Here is a 20,228-nt window from a genome sequence, read left to right as displayed (position 1 = left end):
CGGTGGATCAGTCAATATATGCAGTGACTGACACGCCACCTTCGCGAGCAAACCCGCTCCCACACTTGGTTCTGCGCCGGTCTCAGGTTTTGGGTTTGGCGTGAGCGGCCAGCCGCTCCAGCGCAGCGCGTAAGTTCGGATCGGTAATCCCGTCTGCGGTGGCCTGAATGGTTTCGGCGGCGATTTCCGACAAATCCATCGTATGCCCCACCGCACCTTGCGGCACGGTCGGCGGTTGCACCTTGAACTGGATGCGCGTCAGGCTGGCGAATTCGTCGAAGGCCATCAATTGGCGCTGCAAACGTTTCTGCTGGTAGCGCAGGCGCGTCGCCCAATGGCCGTCGGTGACAATCAGCAGAAGATTGCCCTCGCGCCACGAGGCCACATGGCAGTGTTCGCGAGCGGCGGGCTGCAGTTGGCTTTCTACCAGGCGTTGCAGATGACCAAGGCGTTGCGCATGGCCGAAGATGGCTTTTAAAGGCTTGGCTTCGCGAAGCAACACGGCGGGAGCTCGGGCCGTAAGAGGGCGAAATGCCATGACTAGACACCTTAAGTAACAGAGAGGCCATGGTAGCAGAAAGCGTCTGCGACACCGCCGCCATTGCATTACCGGCAGTTTATCCATTAAATCAACGAGTAACTTATTACCCGAATGGGTTGAAGTTCAGCAAAAAGCCCTTATTTTAAACAAGCCCTCCAAGAGCGCCGTGCCAGCATCGTGGAATAACGCCACTTTCCTCACCCACGTTTCCGGGTAGAATGCTCGTTCGCATGCGGCCGTGAGGGCTGCTCGGGCGACTCACGGGGCGCCCTCCATCCCTATGTGTGGAAGAACCTGCCGATATGTTTGCGCCTTTGTTAAAGAAACTTTTTGGAAGCAAGAATGAGCGTGAAGTCAAACGCATGCTCAAGACGGTGCAGCTGGTCAATGCCTTCGAAGAGCAGATGGTTGCCCTTTCGGACGAGCAATTGCGCGCCAAGACCGAAGAGTTCAAGGCCCGCATAGCCAAAGGTGAAACCCTCGACAAGCTGCTTCCCGAAGCCTTTGCGGTCGCCCGTGAAGCCGGTAAGCGTGTCATGGGCATGCGCCACTTCGACGTCCAGTTGATCGGCGGCATGACCTTGCATGAAGGCATGATTGCCGAAATGCGTACCGGTGAAGGCAAGACCCTGGTGGCAACCCTGGGCGTTTACCTCAACGCACTGTCCGGCAAGGGCGTGCACGTTGTGACGGTGAACGACTACCTCGCCCGCCGGGATGCCAACTGGATGCGTCCGCTGTACGAATTCCTCGGCCTGACCGTCGGCGTTGTCACGCCGTTCCAGCCGCCGGAAGAGAAGCGCGCCGCCTACGCTGCCGACATCACCTACGGTACCAACAACGAATTCGGTTTCGACTACCTGCGCGACAACATGGCGTTCAGCATGGAAGAAAAATTCCAGCGCGAACTCAATTTTGCCGTGATCGACGAAGTCGACTCCATCCTGATCGACGAAGCCCGTACCCCGCTGATCATCTCCGGTCAGGCCGAGGACAGCTCGCGCCTGTACACCGAGATCAACAAGCTGATCCCGCGCCTTGAGCAACACATCGAGGAAGTGGAAGGCGTGGTGACCAAAGAAGGTCACTTCACCATCGACGAGAAGACCCGCCAGGTCGAACTCAACGAAGCCGGTCACCAGTTCGTCGAAGACATGCTGACCCAGATCGGCCTGCTGGCCGAAGGCGAGAGCCTGTACTCGGCGCACAACCTGGGCCTGTTGACCCACGTGTATGCCGGCCTGCGCGCCCACAAGCTGTTCCATCGCAACGTTGAATACATCGTGCAGGACGGCCAGGTCGTACTGGTCGACGAACACACCGGTCGTACCATGCCGGGTCGCCGTTTGTCGGAAGGCCTGCACCAGGCGATCGAAGCCAAGGAAGCCCTGAACATCCAGGCTGAAAGCCAGACCCTGGCCTCGACCACCTTCCAGAACTACTTCCGTCTGTACAACAAACTGTCCGGCATGACCGGTACAGCCGACACCGAAGCGTTCGAATTCCACCAGATCTACGGTCTGTCGGTGATGGTTATCCCGCCGAACAAGCCGCTGGCGCGTAAAGACTTCAACGACCTGGTGTTCCTGACCGCCGACGAGAAATACGCTGCAATCGTCGCCGACATCAAGGAATGCATGGCCCAGGGCCGTCCAGTGCTGGTGGGTACTGCCACCATCGAAACTTCCGAGCACATGTCCAGCTTGCTGGCCAAGGAAGGCATCGAGCACAAGGTCCTCAACGCCAAGTTCCACGAAAAAGAAGCCGAGATCATTGCCCAGGCCGGTCGCCCGGGCGCACTGACCATCGCCACCAACATGGCCGGTCGTGGTACCGACATCCTGTTGGGCGGTAACTGGGAAGTGGAAGTTGCGTCCCTGGACAACCCGACCCCAGAGCAGATCGCGCAGATCAAGGCCGACTGGCAGAAGCGCCACCAGCAAGTGCTGGAGTCCGGCGGCTTGCAGGTGATCGCGTCCGAGCGTCACGAATCGCGCCGTATCGACAACCAGCTGCGTGGTCGTGCCGGTCGTCAGGGTGACGCCGGTTCCAGCCGTTTCTACCTGTCCCTGGAAGACAGCCTGATGCGCATCTTCGCCTCGGATCGGGTGAAGAACTTCATGAAAGCCCTGGGCATGCAGTCCGGTGAAGCGATTGAACACCGCATGGTGACCAACGCCATCGAGAAAGCCCAGCGCAAGGTAGAAGGCCGTAACTTCGACATTCGTAAGCAACTGCTCGAGTTCGATGACGTCAACAACGAACAGCGTAAAGTGATTTATCACATGCGTAACAGCTTGTTGGCCGCCACCAACATCGGCGAGACCATTGCCGATTTCCGCCAGGACGTGCTCAACGCCACCGTCAGCGCCCATATCCCGCCACAGTCCCTGCCTGAGCAGTGGGATGTTGCCGGCCTGGAAGCTGCGTTGAAGAGCGACTTCGGTGTCGATTTGCCGGTCCAGCAATGGCTCGACGAAGACGACCACCTGTACGAAGAAACCCTGCGCGAGAAGCTCATGACCGAGCTGCTGGCCGCTTACAACGAGAAAGAAGAGCAGGCGAGTGCCGAAGCACTGCGCACCTTCGAGAAGCAAATCGTACTGCGCGTGCTGGACGACCTGTGGAAAGACCACCTGTCGACCATGGACCACCTGCGTCACGGCATCCACTTGCGTGGCTACGCCCAGAAGAACCCGAAGCAGGAGTACAAGCGCGAGTCGTTCACGCTGTTCTCCGAACTGCTGGATTCGATCAAGCGCGATTCGATTCGTGTGCTGTCCCACGTTCAGGTGCGTCGCGAAGACCCGATCGAGGAAGAAGCCCGCCTGCGTCAGGAAGCCGAGGCACTGGCTGCGCGCATGCAGTTCCAGCACGACGAAGCGCCTGGTCTTGAGGCTCCGGAAGTATTGGGCGAAGAGGTCGATGTGGCCCTGGCCCAGGCCCCGGTGCGCAACGAACAGAAGCTGGGCCGCAACGAACTGTGCTGGTGCGGTTCGGGCAAGAAGTTCAAACACTGCCACGGCGAAATCAACTAAGATTTTCGCCTGACGCTGCAACACCCCCGCGCCGCGACCGGCATCAGCCGTCGCGGCGTTTTGCCATTTCGTCACCGTCGATAGCGACGGGGTACACACCCAATATTTTTAGGAGCGCATTCATGGCTGTTGGTCTTGGTCCTTTGCCCACGTTGCACCCGGTTGCCGGTTTTGAACTCGGTATCGCTTCGGCGGGCATCAAGCGCCCGGGGCGCAAGGATGTGGTGGTGATGCGCTGTGCCGAAGGCTCGACCGTCGCGGGTGTGTTCACCCTGAACGCGTTTTGCGCCGCGCCCGTGATTCTGGCCAGGCAGCGTGTCGAAGGCCCGGTGCGTTACCTGTTGACCAACACCGGCAATGCCAACGCCGGGACCGGCGAACCTGGCCTGGCCGCCGCTGCCCGCACCTGCGCCAAGCTGGCGGAGCTGACCGGCGTGGACGCCAGCCAGGTGCTGCCGTACTCCACCGGCGTGATCGGTGAGCCGCTGCCGGTAGAGAAAATCGAAGGCGCGCTGCAAGCAGCGCTGGATGACCTGTCGGTGGATAACTGGGCGGCTGCGGCTACCGGGATCATGACCACCGACACCCTGCCAAAAGGCGCCAGCCGTCAGTTTGTGCACGAAGGCGTGACCGTTACCGTCACGGGCATCAGCAAAGGCGCCGGCATGATTCGCCCGAACATGGCGACCATGCTGGGCTATATCGCCACCGACGCCAAAGTCTCCCGTGACGTGCTGCAAAACCTGATGCTCGACGGCGCCAACAAGTCCTTCAACCGCATCACCATCGACGGCGACACCTCGACCAACGATTGCTGCATGTTGATCGCCACCGGCCAGGCTGACCTGCCGGAAATCACCTCGTCCAACGGCGCGTATTTCGCTGCGTTGAAGCAGGCGGTGTTCGAAGTGTGCATGGACGTGGCCCAGGCCATCGTGCGCGACGGCGAAGGCGCCACCAAGTTTGTGACGGTTGAAGTCAACGGCGGCGGTAACCACCAGGAATGCCTGGACGTCGGTTACACCGTGGCTCACTCGCCGCTGATCAAGACTGCGCTGTTTGCCTCCGACCCGAACTGGGGCCGTATCCTGGCCGCTGTGGGCCGTGCCGGCGTGCCGAACCTGGACGTGAGCAAGATCGACGTGTTCCTCGGCGAAGTGTGCATCGCCAGCCGTGGCGCCCGGGCCGAGACGTACACCGAAGCCCAGGGTTCGGCGGTGATGCAGCAGGAAGAAATCACCATCCGTATCGAATTGGGTCGCGGTGAGTGCAGCGAAACCATCTGGACCACCGACCTGTCCCACGAGTACGTGAAGATCAACGCGGAATACCGCACCTGATACCAGGCAGGTCTTCAAACCGATTCAGAGGAAATAGTGCGGTGAAACGAGTTCATGTAGCAGCAGCGGTCATCCGGGGTGTCGACGGCAGGATTCTGCTGGCGCGCCGCGCCGATACCCAGCATCAGGGCGGCCTCTGGGAGTTTCCCGGTGGCAAGGTGGAGGCCGATGAGTCGGTCGCTACCGCGCTGTCCCGTGAATTGCAGGAGGAGCTGGGCATCCAGGTCACGGCGGCTCGCCCGTTGATCAAGGTGCAGCATGATTACCCGGACAAACAGGTGTTGCTGGATGTCTGGGAAGTCTCGGCCTTTACCGGCGAGCCCCACGGTGCCGAAGGCCAACCCCTTGAGTGGGTGGCCCAGCGGGACCTGCCGAACTATGAGTTTCCGGCAGCCAATGCGCCGATCGTTGCGGCGGCGCGTTTGCCGGCTGACTACTTGATCACTCCGGGCGAGCTGGAGACACCCGTCCTGCTGCGCGGTATTCAAAAAGCCATCGCTGGTGGCATCAAGCTGGTTCAGCTGCGTGCCCCCAACGGTTACGACCCCAAGTACCGTGACCTGGCGGTGGACGCCGTGGGCCTGTGTGCGGGCAAGGCGCAACTGATGCTCAAGGGGCCGTTTGAATGGCTGGGGGATTTTCCCGCGGCCGGCTGGCATATGACCTCGGCGCAACTGCGCAAGTACGCCAGCAAGGGACGTCCTTTGCCGAAGGATCGCTGGTTGGCGGCGTCTTGCCACAATGCTGAGGAATTAGCCTTGGCGGAGTTGATGGACGTGGATTTCGTCACCTTGTCGCCGGTGCAGCCGACCCAGACTCATCCTGATGCCGAGCCGTTGGGCTGGGAGCAGGCACAGCAGTTGATCAGTGGGTTCAGCAAGCCGGTGTTCTTGCTCGGTGGGGTGGGTCCTGCTGAGCGGGAAAAGGCCTGGGAGGCTGGTGCTCAAGGTGTGGCGGGGATTCGGGCGTTCTGGCCTGAGGTTTAGGCATAACCCTGGCGAGTGGCCAGGGGAGCTGTTGTGGCGAGGGAGCAAGCTCCCTCGCCACAGGTTGCAATCGGTCAGTAAGCATCAGTGCGGCTTTGCCGCCGCCTGCCACAAGATCTCTGCAACGCCCTGGCGCTTGGCAATCACCCTGGCTGCCACAAAGAGCAAGTCCGACAGCCGGTTGATGTACGCCAACCCGACGCCTTCCAGCGGTTCCTGCGCATTCAGGTGCTGACACCGGCGCTCCGCACTGCGAGCCAGGCTTCGGCATACATGGGCCTGGGCAATCAACGCCGAACCACCCGGCAGAATGAAGTTCTCCAGCGGCCCGACCTCTTCATTCCAGCGATCGATCGCCGCCTCAAGGCGGTCGACTTCCGCCGCGTTCAGCGCCTTGTACACCGGCATCGCCAATTCGCCGCCCAGGTCAAACAGACGATGCTGGCAAGGTGTCAGCACCTCGATCACATCCTTCAACGCTGGATGCTGCCCGCTTTGTTCCTCCAATCCCGCCAGCAACAAACCCAACTGGCTGTTCAGCGCATCCACCTCGCCAATCGCCTCCACCCGTGGATGGTCCTTGGGCACGCGGCGGCCGTCGCCCAGGCCGGTTTCGCCCTTGTCGCCGGTACGGGTGTAAATTTTCGACAGGCGAAAGCCCATGGTTAGCGCTCCAGTTGAGTGAGTTCGTTGGGTGGCAATTGGCTGCCCGCCAGGGGCAGGCGCAAGGTGAAGCAGGTACCCTGGCCAAGGGTCGAATGCACTTCCATCTGCCCCTTGTGATTGTTGGTGATGATGAAATACGAAACCGACAACCCAAGCCCGGTGCCCTGGCCGATTTCCTTGGTGGTGAAGAACGGCTCAAACGTGCGTTTGCGCACGTTCTCGCTCATGCCGATGCCGTTGTCTTCCACCTGGATTTCTGCCCACGGCGGGTTGAGCCGGGTGCGCAGGATGATCCGGCCGGGCTCGCTGCCGTCTTCGCGCTGATGAATCGCCTGGGCGGCGTTTTTCAGCAGGTTGAGCAGTACTTGCTCCAGTTCGTTGGCGGTGCCGGGGACCGGGCCCAGTTGCGGGTCGAACTGGCGGATGATCGCCTGGCCCTTGAAGTCGAAGCCGACGGTGAGGTCGAAGTCGTTGCCGGCAATTTCCACGGCCTGGTCGATCAAGGCCGGCAAGTCGCACGGCGCCATCTGCCGGTTGCTGCGGCGGCTGAAGCTGAGCATGTGGGTGACGATTTTCGCCGCCCGGGCGCCAGCCTGCTGGATGCCGTCGAGCAACTGTGGCACTTCGCGGCTTTGCAGGTAGCGGTTGACCGAGTCCAGGTCGATGCCCGCCTGTTCGGCGTGCTCGAGGTTTTTCGGCAGTTCGTTGGACAACCGGCGGCGAATGTTCTGCACGTTATGCAGGATCGCTCCCAGCGGGTTGTTGATTTCGTGCGCCATGCCGGCGGCCAGGCCACCGACCGAGAGCATTTTCTCTGACTGCACCATCATTTCTTCCAGGGACAGGCGCTGGGTGATGTCGTCGATCCGGATCACCACGCCGCGCCCGGCACCGCCCATCAACGGGTAGAAGGTCAGGGCGTAGTGCTTGGGTTCGTCATCCTTGACCCAGGTAACGCGCTCGATCCGCTCTACGGTGTGTTGCTCTACCGTGGCCTTGATCTGCGGCAGGAACGGCTTGAGCGGCTGGAAGGCGAGGAAGATCGGCTGGTTCAGCGCCTCGTCCAGGCGGGTCCCGGAAAGTGCGCTGGCTTCCTGGTTCCACTGGGTGACGTAGAGTTGTTCGTCGAGGGCGATCAGCGCCGAGGGCATCGAGTCGATGATGCTGTTGAGGTAGTTCTGGAAGCCGGTGAGCTTTTTCTCGATCTTGCTGCGCACCTGGACTTCCAGTTCCAGCTTGCGGTTGGTGTGGCGGGTTTCTTCCGCCAGGCCCTGGGCTTGATCGTAGGCGGCCTGGGAATCGTCTCGCGCGCGCTTGAGTTGCTGCTCACGGGCTTCAATGCGCGAAAGCATGGTGTTGAAAGCTTCGGCGAGGCTGCCGATTTCATCATGATTGCCGCGCCCGGCGCGCAGGGCGTAGTTCTCTTCCCGGGTGACCTGGCGCGACAATTCTTCCAGTTCATGGATCGGCCGGGTAATCAGGCGCTTGATCTGCCGGGCGATCACCAGCCACAGCAACACGCTGAAGATCAGGATACCCAGGCTGGCGGTGAAGGTCCCGGTATAGAAAGCCACCGGCAGTTCGCTGCTGGCCACCAGCAGCAAGTGCCCGGACGGTTTGCCGGCACGGGGCAGGGTGATCACCTGGTTGCTGCGAAATTCGGTGGTACGCCAGGTTTCAATGTCCCGGAAATTATCTGGCAGGTGCAGGCGATTGGCATGTTGCAGCTGGGCCAGGCGCGTGCCATCTCCGTCGTATAAGGCCGCGGCCCGCAATGGCGAGTAGCTGGTCAGTTCATCCAGCAGGGTTTGCGCCTTGAGCGGTGAGTCCAGGGACTCGGCGGCGAGCGAAGGGTTGGACACCAGCCGACCGATGGCCTGCAAGGCCTGGGGCGCCATGCTTTCCTGGGAGATCCAGTAGGCGGCGCTGATAAAGGTCAGGTTGGCCACCAGCAAGACGGTGGTCAACAAAACCAGCAGGGCCGCCAGCAGTTTCTGCCCAACCGGTAGATTTTCGAGACGCTGGCGCAGTGGCATCAAGGTTTTCGCTGCAAAGGAACAAGCAGGCAGGGTAGCGCGTGCTTCAGTCGCTGGGCAATCCGCGCGCAGACAGTTGCCGTACCAGGCGCGCCTGGAGTTGTTGCAGGTGCGGTAAGCTCAGTTGGTGGCGGGCGGCCACCTGGCAGGCATAGCCCAGCAAATAGCTGATTTCGGTGCGTCGGGCACTGGCCACGTCCTGGTACATCGAGGAGTAATTGGCCGCCGTGGCCTGGATTACCCGTTCCACTTCGCTGTGCAAATCCTCTGCGGCAGCGGGTTGGCCGCAGCATTCCAGCAGGTCGGCGAGTTCGGCGCACAGGGTGGCCACTTCGCACTGATGGTCTTGCAGCTCGCCATTGCGACATTGGTAAAGCACGGTCAGCGGGTTGATGGCGCAGTTCAGGGCCAGTTTGCGCCACAGGCGGGTGAGGATGTCGGTGCTCCACTCATGGGGAATGCCGGCGGCTTGCAGGTCATCCAGCCACAGCGGCGGAGTAGGGTGCCGAGCATCCCCCAGCCAGGTGTAGCCATGGCCGGCAAACACTACTCGCCAGTCACTCTCGCGAAACGCGCCTTCGGTGCTGGAGGCGAAGATGCAGCGTGCCTGGGGCAGTTGGGCGGCGACTGCGTCCTGGCTGCCCAGCCCGTTTTGCAGCAGGATCAGTTCGGCGTCTGGCACCAGTCGATGTTCCAGCTGTGCGACGGCTTCCTGGGCGTCGTAAGCCTTGCATGCCACCAGCAGGCGATGAATTGGCCCAGGGCTGTCGGAGGTTTCGCCGACGACCGGGTAGGTGTGGGCCACGCCTTGCTCGACCAGGGTCAGGCCATTGGCCGTCTGATAACTCGCCAACCGCCCGGGATCCCGCAGGATCAGGCGCACGGGCAGCCCGGCGCGGGCCAGGCGGGCGGCCCACAGTGTTCCGAGGCTGCCGGCGCCGAGGACGTGCCAGGTGGTCGACATCAGTTTTTACTCCGTAAGGCTGCCCGCAGTGAACGAGGCGAAAGAACCGCTATAATGCCCGGGCATTTTAGCCTGGGCGTGCTCCATCTCTACTGAGCCGCGCCCCTTTTTATTGGAGAAATTACATGCCGTCGTTCGACGTGGTATCCGAACTGGACAAACACGAAGTCACTAACGCCGTCGAGAACGCCGTCAAGGAGCTCGATCGCCGCTATGACTTGAAGGGCAAGGGCAGCTTCGAGTTCAAGGAAAAGGAGCTGACCGTCAACCTGACCGCAGAAGCCGACTTCCAGCTGGAAGCGATGATTGAGATCCTCAAGCTGTCCCTGGTCAAGCGCAAGATCGATGCGCAGTGCCTTGAAATCAAGGACGCCTATGCCTCCGGCAAGCTGATGAAGCAGGAAGCCGTGCTCAAGGAAGGCATCGACAAGGAGCTGGCGAAGAAAATCGTCGCCCACGTCAAGGACGCCAAGCTCAAGGTCCAGGCCTCCATCCAGGGCGAGCAGGTACGTATCACCGGTAAGAAGCGTGACGACTTGCAAGAGGCCATTGCTGCCCTGCGCGCCAAGACCTTCGACATGCCGCTGCAGTTCAATAACTTCCGCGACTGAGTGGACCCCTCGGGAACCTGTGGACGTTTTTGACGTCCCACGCCCAGAACCTGCAGAAACGATTGAGCCCTTCGGGGCTCATTTGTTATGTGGGGATTGATAAGGCCGCACATCCGGCAAACAGGAGAATGTAGATGGATTTGAACGCTGAAGTGGATCACTTGATCAAGACCTCGGAGTCGTGGTTACCGATGATCATGGAATACGGCAGCCGATTTTTGCTGGCAGTGGTCACCCTGGCCATCGGTTGGTGGCTGATCAACGTCTTGACCCACCGGGTAGGGCGTTTGCTGGCATTGCGTAATGCTGACCTGGCGCTGCAACACTTCATTACCAGCCTTGCGAACATTGCGCTCAAGGTCATGCTGGTGGTCAACGTGGCCTCGATGATCGGCGTCGCAACCACCTCGTTCGTTGCCGCGATCGGTGCCGCTACCCTGGCCATCGGCCTGGCCTTGCAAGGCAGCCTGGCGAACTTTGCCGGCGGCGTGCTGATTCTGTTGTTCCGTCCGTTCCGCATTGGTGACTGGATCGAAGCCCAGGGCACTTCCGGTACCGTCGACAGCATCCAGATCTTTCACACCGTGTTGCGCACCGGCGACAACAAGACGGTGATCATCCCGAACGGCAGCCTGTCCAACGGCCTCATCACCAACACCAATCGTCAGCCGACCCGCAAGGTGGTGTTTGACGTGGGTGTCGACTATGAAGCCGACCTGCAGAAAGCACGTGAAGTGCTGCTGGAACTGGCCAAGGATCCACGTGTATTGGCTGATCCTGCGCCGGCAGCGGTAGTTTCGACCTTGGGCGACAGTTCGATCACGGTATCCCTGCGAGTCTGGACCAAGACTTCGGATTACTGGGATGTGATGTTCATGTTCAATGAACTGGCACGTGACCGTTTGAAAGCGGCGGGTATTGATATTCCGTTTCCACAACGGGTTATTCGCGTCATGCAGGAAAGTGCTGGGAAGTAATAGTGTGACTGGATGATTAAACCTGGCCGATGTGTCAGGTTTGTTACGCAGGATTAAACTAGATAGTTAGCTTGCTAGTTATCCGGTTGTTGAGATTAAGTTGCAATGAAAAAGCCGCTCACTTGCGAACAAGTGAGCGGCTTTTTAGTTAGGGCCGAAACCCTAAGTCATCGTTGTAATCAAACTGCCAATTACAAGATGTTCAGCGGGTATTGCGCGATCAGACGCAGTTCGTCGATGGACGCCGAACCGTAGTACACACCATCGCTGGAGCGATAAGTGGCTTGACGCACGCGCAGGCTCAGGTCTTTTGCCGGGCCGCTCTGGATCACGTACTTGGCTTCGATGTCACGTTCCCACTCTTTGCCGTTCGAGGTGTCGGCGGTGTTGGCGCCGGTACCTTTGACGTAGCGAGTCATGAAGCTCAGGCCTGGTACGCCGAAAGTCGCCATGTTCAGGTCGTAGCGAGCCTGGAACGACTTCTCGTCTTCAGCGTTGAAGTCGGAACGAGCGATGGAGTTGGCAAGGAAGATCGTGCCGCCGCCGTCTACGCCGTAGCCGTAGTCACCGTCACCGCTGACCTTCTGGTAGGCCAGGGTAAAGGTGTGAGCCTGGATGGTGTACGCGCCTTGCAAGCTGTAGGCACGGTTGTCCAGTTTGGTGGTGCCGTCTTTCTCAGCCCGTTGCAGGCCAGCGCCATCACTTTTGGTGCTGTAGATGTTGAAGTCGACCGCCAGGGACTGCTCATTGCTGAGCGCATGGGTCCAGTTCAGGTTGGCGTAGGTTTTCTTCCAGTAGTCTTCGGTCTTCGCGTAGTAGAGGCTGGCGCTGACTTCTGGAGTCAGGGCGTAGACACCACCGATGAAGTCGGTTTTTGTCAGGCCCAGGCTGTCGCGGTAGGTCTGGGCTTGTGCCACGCTCGAAGTGAAGTGACCGCCTTCAAGTTTCAGGCCTTTGATCTCGTTGCTGGTCAGCGAGATACCCTGTGGCAATTCAGGCAGCAGACGGCTGTCATCGGAAGCGAATACAGGCGCGGTGGTGTACTGGTCGCCGATTTTCAGGACCGTATCGGAGATACGGAACTTAACTGCGCCGCCGCCCTTGGAGTAATCATCCTGAGCGCGACCGTCGGAGCCAGTTGGAAACAGGCCAGTGCCGGAACGACCCTTGCCGCTGTCCAGTTTGACGCCCAACAGACCGATGACGTCGACACCCACACCGATGGTGCCTTGGGTGAAGCCCGACTGGTACAGGCCGTTGAAGCCCAGACCGGTTTCGTCGACGCGGCTCTTGCCGGTGTCATTGTTACGGAAGTCGCGGCTAAAGTTCAGGAGGCGAGTGTTGATGCTGAAAGTGCTGTCTTCAACAAAGCCCTTGGAATCGTCCTGGGAGGACGCCATTGCGAACTGCGAGGTGCCTGCTGAAACAGCCAGGGCGATCATGCTCCACTTCATCACGCGCATCGTGATTTGCTCCTTTGGTTTTAGGAAGAGTACTGCCGTCCCACCTATATTTTTGTCTGGGCGGCTCTTTCTTTTTTGTGTCGGCGCAAAGTTATATCACGCAGACATTATTGACGATACTTGCACATCTATCCTTTCAGCTTCTTTACGGGCCTGTCGTAAATTGCTAGCTCCATGTCGCAAATTCACAGTCCACTTGTAACCGGACTGACAACTTCAATGCTGTTTTAAAACCTTGGAAGCGGGGTGGAAAAGTCACCCCTGAAAGTTTCAACTCATCCCTGCCAGGCATTGAACCGCTGTTATTTTCCGTCGCGAAACACCTGCTTCCCGCCGGTGCCGTTGTCGACGATATGGGTGTGAATGCAACAAGCGTGCACAAACCGGTAACCGAATGTGATTTTTTCGTGAAAAGTGTCAACGGCCTGTAAAAACCGCATAAGCACGGGCTTTTTACGCCGTTTGGTTTGGCCTTGACGCGCCTGCCGCACTCCGGTTCGGTGGCGCATAAAACCTGTACCAGAGCAAAACGTTACCGGTTCACCCCGTTCGGTGGGTAGTTGGCGGATCCCTTTGAAGCACAAATGGGTCATTTTGGTGCAGTGCTTCACTGACAGCGTTTCTGCTCCCGTTCAGCCTTCGCCTTTTGAAAGCCGTCTGGCTCAAGGTCTTGAAGCATGTTCTGCGTCCCGACTTTGACCAGAATTGGATACATTGGTCATTTAGCGTAGCTGAAATATTGGCCTGTCTCGAAATGGTGCGCTTTTTTTCGTGGCGTCCTGTTTGGGCGCGTATTCGGCCACGCGCATTCGCCGTGAAGCGACCGGCATTCGCAGGTATGCTGGGCGCCTGAAACCTGACCCGCCGAACGGGAGTGACTGCTGTGTTCGCCTTAGATCCACGCCTTCAACAAGACACCTTGCCTATCGGGGATTTCCCCCTGTGTCGGCTGCTGCTTTCCAATGACTCGAATTACCCCTGGTTCATCCTGGTGCCGCGCATCGACGGTATCAGCGAAGTGTTTCAACTGGATGTCGCCGACCAGCAGCGGGTGTGGCAGGAAAGCACGGCACTGGCACAGTGGCTGAACGAAGGGTTCGGCGCCGACAAAATGAATATCGGTGCCTTGGGTAATGTGGTCAGCCAACTGCACGTGCATGTGATCGTACGCAAGCGCGACGACGCGGCCTGGCCTGCGCCGGTCTGGGGCAAGCACCCGGCGAAGCCCTACAGTGACGAGCAAGTGGTGGCAATTCGTGCGCGCCTGCGCGAGATCCTGCCGGCCGACTTCACGTTCCTGGAGGCTTGAGCCATGGATCTTCAAGCCCGCGTGACCGACCTGGAAAGCCGCCTGGCCTTTCAGGACGACACCATCGAGACCCTGAATGACATCCTGGTCACCCAGCAGCGTGCCGTGGAACGCCTGCAGTTGCAGATGACTGCGTTGCTCAAGCGCCAGGAAGAAATGGGCGGCCAGTTCGAGTCGTCCGAGGAAGAGGCGCCGCCGCCTCATTATTAATAAGGCAGGGGTTGACCCCCCGGGCATAAAAAAACCGCGATGCAGCCAGGCTGCATCGCGGTTTCTTTTTTTCGGGGTGCTGGAATCAGCGACGCGGCAATGCGGCGATCACATCTTCAGCTTGCAGCCCCTTGTCACGGTTCATGACGGAGAACTCCACGCGCTGGCCTTCCACCAGTACGCGATGGCCTTCGCCGCGAATCGCCCGGAAGTGGACGAAGATATCGTCGCCCGAATCCCGGGAAATAAAGCCGAAGCCCTTGGAGGTGTTGAACCACTTGACGGTCCCGGTATCCCGGTTGGTCATGTCGTAGCTTTGCGACGCAGCGGCCGGGGAGGAGCGGTAAAAACTGATGGCCAGATGAAGAACGATGGCTACCAGTGCTATTGCCAGGCTGAGCAGGACGGCCGGGTGGCCACCCACTTCAGGCATAGGCGCCAGCAGGGTGAGGGTTTGCACGACAACAGCCAGGACCAGCAGGGCGCTGACCAGGTTTTGCAGTTGATGACGCGGGCCTTTGTTCCAGTAAGGAATGACTGGAGCCAGTGTCAGGTTAAGAAGACCAAAGAAGGTCAGGTAGAGAGCGTCAGGTTGCTGCAGGTAAGGCAGGGTCTCTGATCGCAGGCTGGGGATAAAGGACAGCAGCAAAGCTGCAGCGCCCGTTAGCAGGTGGACGATTTTCAACATTTTGATTAACTCACGTTAAGACGGATCACAAGGAAGAGCTGACGGGCACGGTTCGCTTCTGAACAATGGGAGGCGTTGGGCACGTGCACGGGTATCAGCCTATGCCGCTTGCCGCGAAAAATATCGGCGGCGACACGCTGCCTATTTAACAGCAAAGCCTGTGCCTACTCAAATCAAGCATTTCAGGCTGTTACAAGGGGCACGGCATTTCTGCGTCAAACACTTGTCCTAGACAGGTGCAGGCTTTTTCGCAGGTGCTGGGTAATTTTTCCGGTAGCTGTTGAAGCCTTGCCTGTCGGGCAAGCCCGCTCTGCAAGGGGCGATTTGCCGCACCTCGAAAGGGTCAGCCAGGCTGCGCACGGCCGGCACTCTTGCTAGAGTGGTCCTGCACCTGATCAATGAATTTTTATCAATTGAAGGGGAAACACATGGCAATCGATATTGGTATCAGTGAAGAAGACCGTAAATCAATCGTTGATGGACTTTCGCGACTGCTTTCCGATACCTATGTACTTTACCTGAAGACCCACAACTTCCATTGGAACGTAACGGGGCCCATGTTTCGTACACTGCACTTGATGTTTGAAGAGCAGTACAACGAACTGGCGCTGGCGGTGGATTCAATCGCAGAGCGTATTCGTGCCCTGGGCTTTCCCGCACCGGGTGCCTACTCGGTGTATGCGCGACTTTCTTCGATCAAGGAAGAAGAGGGTGTGCCAAGCGCTGAAGACATGATCAAGCAACTGGTCGAAGGCCAGGAAGCGGTGACTCGCACAGCCCGGGGTATCTTCCCGTTGTTGGATAAAGTCAGTGATGAACCGACGGCGGACTTGCTGACCCAGCGTATGCAAGTGCATGAAAAGACCGCATGGATGTTGCGTTCCCTGCTCGAAAACAAGTAACACCGGTGGCGGGCGGGCGTCGAGCTGACGCCCCTCGCATGCCTGCTTCCCGGCGATTTCCGCGATTCCGCGAGCTTCCTGATACGCGCGTTGGCTTGTCCTACGGTGATCGGCTCCCTGTCTTCTGGCTGCACTTGTCGTCTTGATGTTTTATAGCTCAACGGCCAACGAGAACATGAGTGGCCGTCAGGCAATGGAGTGTCAAGTGTATGTCACGCGGAGCAGGTAATGGAGTTATGGAAACGTGCGGATTGCACAAGATAAAGGTAGATCCCTTTGCCAAGGGGTTCGATATGAACTTGGCCAGGCCATTGTCCCGATCGGTTCGGCTTAATGGTTTTTCGACGTGTTTGCGGCTCGAAGAGGTGTATTGGAATATCCTCGCGGAGATCGCCAGGATCAATACGTGTTCGGTCAGTGCGCTGCTGTCTTACGTAGACCGGGAAGTGCACTTGCGTTATGGCGGTGTAAAGAACTTCAGCGGTCTGGTCAGGGTGGTTTGCGTGGTGCATGTATTGAAAGGGCGGCTTGTCGCGCCCAGTGTCCAGCCGGACCCTGCATGAACCTTGTGCCGGGCGCCCGTCCCGGGATTGCCCCGGGTCGGGCGCCCGGCAGAAGCCTGCTGCAGTCATCTATATAAAGAGCAGCGCGCCGCTACGGCTGCACAGCCTCGATTTACCAGATATAATCTCGGGCCTTGCTGCGCATGCCGGGACTTTCCCACAGGATAGAGCCAGGGCAGGGCGTGGCGCAGTAATGATCTGATCGCCGAGACATCTCCATGCCCATGTACGACTATCAATGCGCTTCCTGTGGTCATCAGTTGGAAGCCATTCAAAAGATCAGCGCAGCGCCGCTGGTCGATTGCCCTGCCTGCCAGGCACCGGAGCTCAAGAAGATGTTGTCCATGCCGGGCTTTCGCCTGAGTGGCAACGGTTGGTACGAGACCGACTTCAAGACCGGTTCGAAGAAGAATCTGGCCGGCGGCGACAAAGCAGACTGAGTTGAACTCTACGCGCAGGCTCCTGCATTATCCGTCACCTGACTTAGCTGTACGGTGATGAGGCGGGCCTCCACCGAATTTCGAATTACGAGAAGCGAAACCACTATCATGATGCGCAGCCACTATTGCGGCCAACTGAACGAGACCCTGGAAGGTCAGGAAATCACCCTTTGCGGATGGGTTCACCGTCGCCGCGACCACGGCGGGGTGATCTTCCTCGATATTCGTGATCGTGATGGTCTGGCCCAGGTGGTGTTCGATCCGGACCGCGCCGAGAGCTTCGCCGCCGCCGATCGCGTGCGCAGCGAGTACGTCGTGAAGATCACCGGCAAGGTTCGCCTGCGTCCGGCCGGTGCCACCAACGCCAACATGGCGTCGGGCATGATCGAAGTGCTGGGTTACGAACTGGAAGTGCTGAACGAGTCGGAAACCCCGCCGTTCCCGCTGAACGAGTTCTCTGACGTTGGCGAAGAAACCCGCCTGCGTTATCGCTTCCTGGACCTGCGTCGCCCGGAAATGGCCGAGAAGCTGCGCCTGCGTTCGCGCATGACCACCAGCATCCGTCGCTTCCTCGACGAGAACGGCTTCCTCGACGTCGAGACGCCGATCCTGACCCGTGCTACCCCGGAAGGCGCCCGCGACTACCTGGTGCCGAGCCGTACCCACGCCGGTTCCTTCTTCGCCCTGCCGCAATCGCCACAGCTGTTCAAGCAACTGCTGATGGTCGCCGGCTTCGACCGTTACTACCAGATTGCCAAGTGCTTCCGTGACGAAGACCTGCGGGCCGACCGCCAGCCTGAATTCACCCAGATCGACATCGAGACCAGTTTCCTCGATGAAAAAGAGATCATGGGCATCACCGAGCAGATGATCCGCAACCTGTTCAAGGAAGTGCTGAACCTGGAGTTCGGCGAATTCCCGCACATGACCTTCGAAGAAGCCATGCGCCGCTACGGTTCCGACAAGCCGGACCTGCGTAACCCGCTGGAACTGGTTGACGTTGAAGACCAACTGAAAGATGTCGACTTCAAGGTGTTCAGCGGCCCGGCCAACGACCCGAAATGCCGTATCGCCGCACTGCGCGTGCCTGGCGCTGCGAGCATGCCGCGCAAGCAGATCGACGACTACACCAAGTTCGTCGGCATCTACGGTGCCAAGGGCCTGGCGTACATCAAGGTCAACGAGCGCGCCAAGGGCGTCGAAGGCCTGCAGTCGCCAATCGTCAAGAACATCCCTGAAGCCAACCTCAACGTGATCCTGGATCGTGTTGGCGCGGTTGACGGCGACATCGTGTTCTTCGGTGCCGACAAGTCGAAGATCGTCAGCGAAGCGCTGGGTGCACTGCGGATCAAGGTCGGCAACGACCTGAACCTGCTGACCTGCCAGTGGGCGCCGATGTGGGTTGTCGACTTCCCGATGTTCGAAGAAAACGACGACGGCAGCTTCAGCGCACTGCACCACCCGTTCACCGCGCCGAAGTGCACGCCGCAAGAGCTGGAAGCCAACCCGGCTGGCGCTCTGTCCCGTGCCTACGACATGGTGCTCAACGGCACCGAGCTGGGTGGCGGTTCGATCCGTATCCACCGCAAGGAAATGCAGCAATCGGTCTTCCGCCTGCTGGGCATCAACGAAGATGAGCAGCAAGAGAAGTTCGGCTTCCTGCTCGACGCCCTGAAATACGGCGCGCCACCCCATGGCGGCCTGGCCTTTGGCCTGGACCGTCTGGTGATGCTGATGACCGGTGCCCAGTCGATCCGTGAAGTGATTGCCTTCCCGAAAACCCAAAGTGCTGCCGACGTCATGACGCAAGCGCCGGGTGTGGTGGATGCCAAGGCACTGCGCGAGCTGCATATCCGTCTGCGCGAGACACCAAAGGCTGAGTAAGGCCGCAGCGTGAAAGCGCGATAGGGTTTTACATTGTCAGCTAAGGGCGCATCTTCGGATGCGCCTTTGCGTTACAAGGGCTGCACGTTAAAGAGGGAAGTCCCGCCTGGGGCGGGATCGACAGGTTTCTACAGAATTTCGGAGTTGTGTTATGGCTGGCCATTCCAAGTGGGCGAACATCAAGCACCGCAAAGAGCGTCAGGATGCCAAGAAAGGCAAGATCTTCACCAAGTGGATTCGCGAGCTGACCGTTGCCGCGCGCCAGGGTGGCGGTGACCCGGGTTCCAACCCGCGCCTGCGCCTGGCCCTGGACAAAGCCCTCGGCGCCAACATGAGCCGCGACATCATCGACCGCGCCGTGGCCCGTGGTGCCGGTGCGGCCGATACCGACGACATGGTCGAGTTGAGCTACGAAGGCTACGGCCCGGGTGGCGTGGCGGTGATGGTCGAGTGCATGACCGACAACCGCAACCGTACCGCGGCTGCCGTGCGCCATGCGTTCAGCAAATGTGGCGGCAACCTCGGCACTGACGGTTCGGTGGCCTACCTGTTTGAGCGCAAGGGGCAGATTTCCTTCGCGCCGGGCGTGGATGAAGATGCGCTGATTGAGGCGGCAATGGAGGCCGATGCCGACGACGTGGTGACCAACGAAGACGGCTCCATCGACGTGTTCACCTCGTTCGCGGGCTTCTATTCGGTGCGCAACGCCCTGGAAGCGGCTGGTTTCAAAGGCACCGACGCGGAAATCGTGATGCTGCCGACCACCAGCGCCGAGCTGGACCTGGATGGGGCGCAGAAGGTACTCAAGATGCTCGACATGCTTGAAGACCTGGATGACGTGCAGAACGTCTATTCCAATGCCGATATTCCGGAATCGGTGGCTGAACAGCTAGGCTGAAGGATGATGCAGATCTAATGTGGGAGCGGGCTTGCTCGCGAAGGCGGCGTGTCAGTCAGTCAATACGGTGACTGATACACCGCCTTCGCGAGCAAGCCCGCTCCCACATTTTGATCTTGGCTATATCAAGAATTTTTTATCCAACTGCAGGCGTTATGACTCTAATCCTAGGTATCGACCCCGGTTCGCGAATCACCGGCTTTGGCGTGGTCCAACAGACCCCGCGAGGCTGCGTGTACGTGGCGTCGGGCTGTATCCGTACCGGCGCCGGCGAGTTGGCCGAGCGCTTGCAGATCGTGTATCGCGGCGTGCGTGAAGTGATCCAGACCTATGGGCCGGTGACCATGGGCATCGAAAAAGTGTTCATGGCGAAAAACGCCGACTCCGCCCTGAAGCTCGGCCAGGCCCGCGGTGCGGCCATTGTGGCCGGAGCCGAGGAGGGCATGGAGATCGCTGAATACACCGCGACCCAGGTCAAGCAAGCCGTGGTCGGTACCGGTGCTGCCAATAAAGAGCAGGTGATGATGATGGTCATGCACATGCTCAAACTCACCGCCAAACCGCAAATCGATGCCTCCGACGCCCTGGCCATTGCCATTTGCCATGCCCATACCCGTTCCAGCCTGATGCCCCATGGCTTGGGGACCGCACGCAGTCGTGGCGGCCGGCTGCGTCTCTGATAGCATCAGCGCATTCATTCTGCGTGGGGTGC

At 59.4% G+C, this 20,228-nt stretch carries 19 protein-coding genes; 13 read left to right on the top strand and 6 right to left on the bottom strand.

The annotated features are described in order from the left end of the window. Window positions 1–82: 82 nt before the first annotated feature. Window positions 83–538 (bottom strand): DUF721 domain-containing protein, encoded by a 456-nt coding sequence (locus tag HYE77_RS00205; protein ID WP_008432358.1) that lies wholly within the window; start codon window positions 536–538, stop codon window positions 83–85. Between the two features lie 305 nt (window positions 539–843). Here HYE77_RS00205 and secA point away from each other — a divergent pair, with 305 nt between their 5' ends. From secA to HYE77_RS00190, 3 genes are all read left to right on the top strand, one after another. Beyond that, window positions 844–3,579 (top strand): preprotein translocase subunit SecA, encoded by a 2,736-nt coding sequence (gene secA / locus HYE77_RS00200; protein WP_003209775.1) that lies wholly within the window; start codon window positions 844–846, stop codon window positions 3,577–3,579. Window positions 3,580–3,701: 122 nt separating this feature from the next. Next, entirely contained in the window at window positions 3,702–4,919 is a 1,218-nt protein-coding gene (gene argJ / locus HYE77_RS00195) for a bifunctional glutamate N-acetyltransferase/amino-acid acetyltransferase ArgJ (RefSeq protein WP_177041498.1), read from the top strand. 41 nt (window positions 4,920–4,960) lie between these two features. After that, complete coding sequence (locus HYE77_RS00190) at window positions 4,961–5,905, top strand: Nudix family hydrolase (protein ID WP_102369787.1); 945 nt, start codon at window positions 4,961–4,963, stop codon at window positions 5,903–5,905. A gap of 84 nt (window positions 5,906–5,989) precedes the next feature. Here HYE77_RS00190 and HYE77_RS00185 read toward each other — a convergent pair whose 3' ends face one another. Genes HYE77_RS00185 through HYE77_RS00175 form a run of 3 tightly spaced genes read right to left on the bottom strand, consistent with a single transcriptional unit; the run spans window position 5,990 to window position 9,571 of the window. After that, window positions 5,990–6,568 carry a cob(I)yrinic acid a,c-diamide adenosyltransferase gene (locus tag HYE77_RS00185; RefSeq protein WP_003209781.1) on the bottom strand — a complete coding sequence of 193 codons (579 nt, stop codon included), beginning with the start codon at window positions 6,566–6,568 and terminating at the stop codon, window positions 5,990–5,992. A 2-nt stretch (window positions 6,569–6,570) separates the two neighbouring features. Continuing rightward, on the bottom strand, window positions 6,571–8,607 hold the full coding sequence (locus tag HYE77_RS00180) for an ATP-binding protein (protein ID WP_003209782.1): 2,037 nt from the start codon (window positions 8,605–8,607) through the stop codon (window positions 6,571–6,573). 46 nt (window positions 8,608–8,653) lie between these two features. Beyond that, window positions 8,654–9,571, bottom strand: coding sequence for a putative 2-dehydropantoate 2-reductase (locus HYE77_RS00175; RefSeq protein WP_177068227.1), 918 nt, complete (start codon window positions 9,569–9,571; stop codon window positions 8,654–8,656). Window positions 9,572–9,696: 125 nt separating this feature from the next. Between HYE77_RS00175 and HYE77_RS00170 the strand changes: the two genes are divergently transcribed. Both HYE77_RS00170 and HYE77_RS00165 read left to right on the top strand, forming a co-directional pair. Continuing rightward, window positions 9,697–10,182 (top strand): YajQ family cyclic di-GMP-binding protein, encoded by a 486-nt coding sequence (locus HYE77_RS00170; protein WP_017475669.1) that lies wholly within the window; start codon window positions 9,697–9,699, stop codon window positions 10,180–10,182. 134 nt (window positions 10,183–10,316) lie between these two features. Then, window positions 10,317–11,159 carry a mechanosensitive ion channel family protein gene (locus tag HYE77_RS00165; RefSeq protein ID WP_003209787.1) on the top strand — a complete coding sequence of 281 codons (843 nt, stop codon included), beginning with the start codon at window positions 10,317–10,319 and terminating at the stop codon, window positions 11,157–11,159. Between the two features lie 191 nt (window positions 11,160–11,350). Here the strand turns inward: HYE77_RS00165 and HYE77_RS00160 are convergent, their stop codons facing one another. Further along, window positions 11,351–12,622: an OprD family porin gene (locus HYE77_RS00160; RefSeq protein ID WP_003209790.1), complete on the bottom strand. Its 1,272-nt coding sequence runs from the start codon at window positions 12,620–12,622 to the stop codon at window positions 11,351–11,353. An 883-nt stretch (window positions 12,623–13,505) separates the two neighbouring features. Between HYE77_RS00160 and HYE77_RS00155 the strand changes: the two genes are divergently transcribed. Both HYE77_RS00155 and HYE77_RS00150 read left to right on the top strand, forming a co-directional pair. Beyond that, entirely contained in the window at window positions 13,506–13,931 is a 426-nt protein-coding gene (locus HYE77_RS00155; protein ID WP_003209794.1) for an HIT domain-containing protein, read from the top strand. 3 nt (window positions 13,932–13,934) lie between these two features. After that, a complete protein-coding gene (locus HYE77_RS00150) occupies window positions 13,935–14,141 on the top strand; it encodes a SlyX family protein (RefSeq protein WP_003209796.1) in 207 nt (68 codons plus the stop codon). An 85-nt stretch (window positions 14,142–14,226) separates the two neighbouring features. Here the strand turns inward: HYE77_RS00150 and HYE77_RS32815 are convergent, their stop codons facing one another. Next, complete coding sequence (locus HYE77_RS32815; protein WP_003209798.1) at window positions 14,227–14,829, bottom strand: cold-shock protein; 603 nt, start codon at window positions 14,827–14,829, stop codon at window positions 14,227–14,229. Window positions 14,830–15,257: 428 nt separating this feature from the next. Between HYE77_RS32815 and HYE77_RS00140 the strand changes: the two genes are divergently transcribed. The 6 genes from HYE77_RS00140 (at window position 15,258) to ruvC (ending at window position 20,196) form a co-directional block, all read left to right on the top strand. Next, window positions 15,258–15,731 (top strand): Dps family protein, encoded by a 474-nt coding sequence (locus HYE77_RS00140; protein ID WP_003209800.1) that lies wholly within the window; start codon window positions 15,258–15,260, stop codon window positions 15,729–15,731. A gap of 209 nt (window positions 15,732–15,940) precedes the next feature. After that, a complete protein-coding gene (locus tag HYE77_RS00135; RefSeq protein ID WP_043225921.1) occupies window positions 15,941–16,294 on the top strand; it encodes a ribbon-helix-helix domain-containing protein in 354 nt (117 codons plus the stop codon). 218 nt (window positions 16,295–16,512) lie between these two features. Beyond that, complete coding sequence (locus HYE77_RS00130; protein ID WP_003209804.1) at window positions 16,513–16,734, top strand: FmdB family zinc ribbon protein; 222 nt, start codon at window positions 16,513–16,515, stop codon at window positions 16,732–16,734. A 108-nt stretch (window positions 16,735–16,842) separates the two neighbouring features. Beyond that, the gene (gene aspS, locus HYE77_RS00125) at window positions 16,843–18,618 is read left to right on the top strand and encodes an aspartate--tRNA ligase (RefSeq protein WP_003209808.1); all 1,776 of its coding nucleotides are present in this window, start codon (window positions 16,843–16,845) and stop codon (window positions 18,616–18,618) included. 151 nt (window positions 18,619–18,769) lie between these two features. Continuing rightward, window positions 18,770–19,516 carry a YebC/PmpR family DNA-binding transcriptional regulator gene (locus tag HYE77_RS00120; RefSeq protein WP_003209810.1) on the top strand — a complete coding sequence of 249 codons (747 nt, stop codon included), beginning with the start codon at window positions 18,770–18,772 and terminating at the stop codon, window positions 19,514–19,516. 155 nt (window positions 19,517–19,671) lie between these two features. Beyond that, entirely contained in the window at window positions 19,672–20,196 is a 525-nt protein-coding gene (ruvC, locus tag HYE77_RS00115) for a crossover junction endodeoxyribonuclease RuvC (RefSeq protein ID WP_003209812.1), read from the top strand. Window positions 20,197–20,228: the final 32 nt, after the last annotated feature.

Origin of the sequence: Pseudomonas sp. IPO3774, from assembly GCF_013386835.1 — a bacterium.
Taxonomy (GTDB): Bacteria; Pseudomonadota; Gammaproteobacteria; order Pseudomonadales; family Pseudomonadaceae; genus Aquipseudomonas.
This window is presented reverse-complemented; position numbering and strand designations above follow the sequence as displayed.

Excerpts from the sequence above, each read along its gene's own strand:
- HYE77_RS00205 (WP_008432358.1), bottom strand. The coding sequence starts at position 538 with ATGGCATTTCGCCCTCTTACGGCCCGAGCTCCCGCCGTGTTGCTTCGC.
- secA (WP_003209775.1), top strand. The coding sequence starts at position 844 with ATGTTTGCGCCTTTGTTAAAGAAACTTTTTGGAAGCAAGAATGAGCGT.
- argJ (WP_177041498.1), top strand. The coding sequence starts at position 3,702 with ATGGCTGTTGGTCTTGGTCCTTTGCCCACGTTGCACCCGGTTGCCGGT.
- HYE77_RS00185 (WP_003209781.1), bottom strand. The coding sequence starts at position 6,568 with ATGGGCTTTCGCCTGTCGAAAATTTACACCCGTACCGGCGACAAGGGC.
- HYE77_RS00180 (WP_003209782.1), bottom strand. The coding sequence starts at position 8,607 with ATGCCACTGCGCCAGCGTCTCGAAAATCTACCGGTTGGGCAGAAACTG.
- HYE77_RS00175 (WP_177068227.1), bottom strand. The coding sequence starts at position 9,571 with ATGTCGACCACCTGGCACGTCCTCGGCGCCGGCAGCCTCGGAACACTG.
- HYE77_RS00170 (WP_017475669.1), top strand. The coding sequence starts at position 9,697 with ATGCCGTCGTTCGACGTGGTATCCGAACTGGACAAACACGAAGTCACT.
- HYE77_RS00165 (WP_003209787.1), top strand. The coding sequence starts at position 10,317 with ATGGATTTGAACGCTGAAGTGGATCACTTGATCAAGACCTCGGAGTCG.
- HYE77_RS00160 (WP_003209790.1), bottom strand. The coding sequence starts at position 12,622 with ATGCGCGTGATGAAGTGGAGCATGATCGCCCTGGCTGTTTCAGCAGGC.
- HYE77_RS00150 (WP_003209796.1), top strand. The coding sequence starts at position 13,935 with ATGGATCTTCAAGCCCGCGTGACCGACCTGGAAAGCCGCCTGGCCTTT.
- HYE77_RS32815 (WP_003209798.1), bottom strand. The coding sequence starts at position 14,829 with ATGTTGAAAATCGTCCACCTGCTAACGGGCGCTGCAGCTTTGCTGCTG.
- HYE77_RS00140 (WP_003209800.1), top strand. The coding sequence starts at position 15,258 with ATGGCAATCGATATTGGTATCAGTGAAGAAGACCGTAAATCAATCGTT.
- HYE77_RS00135 (WP_043225921.1), top strand. The coding sequence starts at position 15,941 with ATGTCACGCGGAGCAGGTAATGGAGTTATGGAAACGTGCGGATTGCAC.
- HYE77_RS00130 (WP_003209804.1), top strand. The coding sequence starts at position 16,513 with ATGCCCATGTACGACTATCAATGCGCTTCCTGTGGTCATCAGTTGGAA.
- aspS (WP_003209808.1), top strand. The coding sequence starts at position 16,843 with ATGATGCGCAGCCACTATTGCGGCCAACTGAACGAGACCCTGGAAGGT.
- HYE77_RS00120 (WP_003209810.1), top strand. The coding sequence starts at position 18,770 with ATGGCTGGCCATTCCAAGTGGGCGAACATCAAGCACCGCAAAGAGCGT.
- ruvC (WP_003209812.1), top strand. The coding sequence starts at position 19,672 with ATGACTCTAATCCTAGGTATCGACCCCGGTTCGCGAATCACCGGCTTT.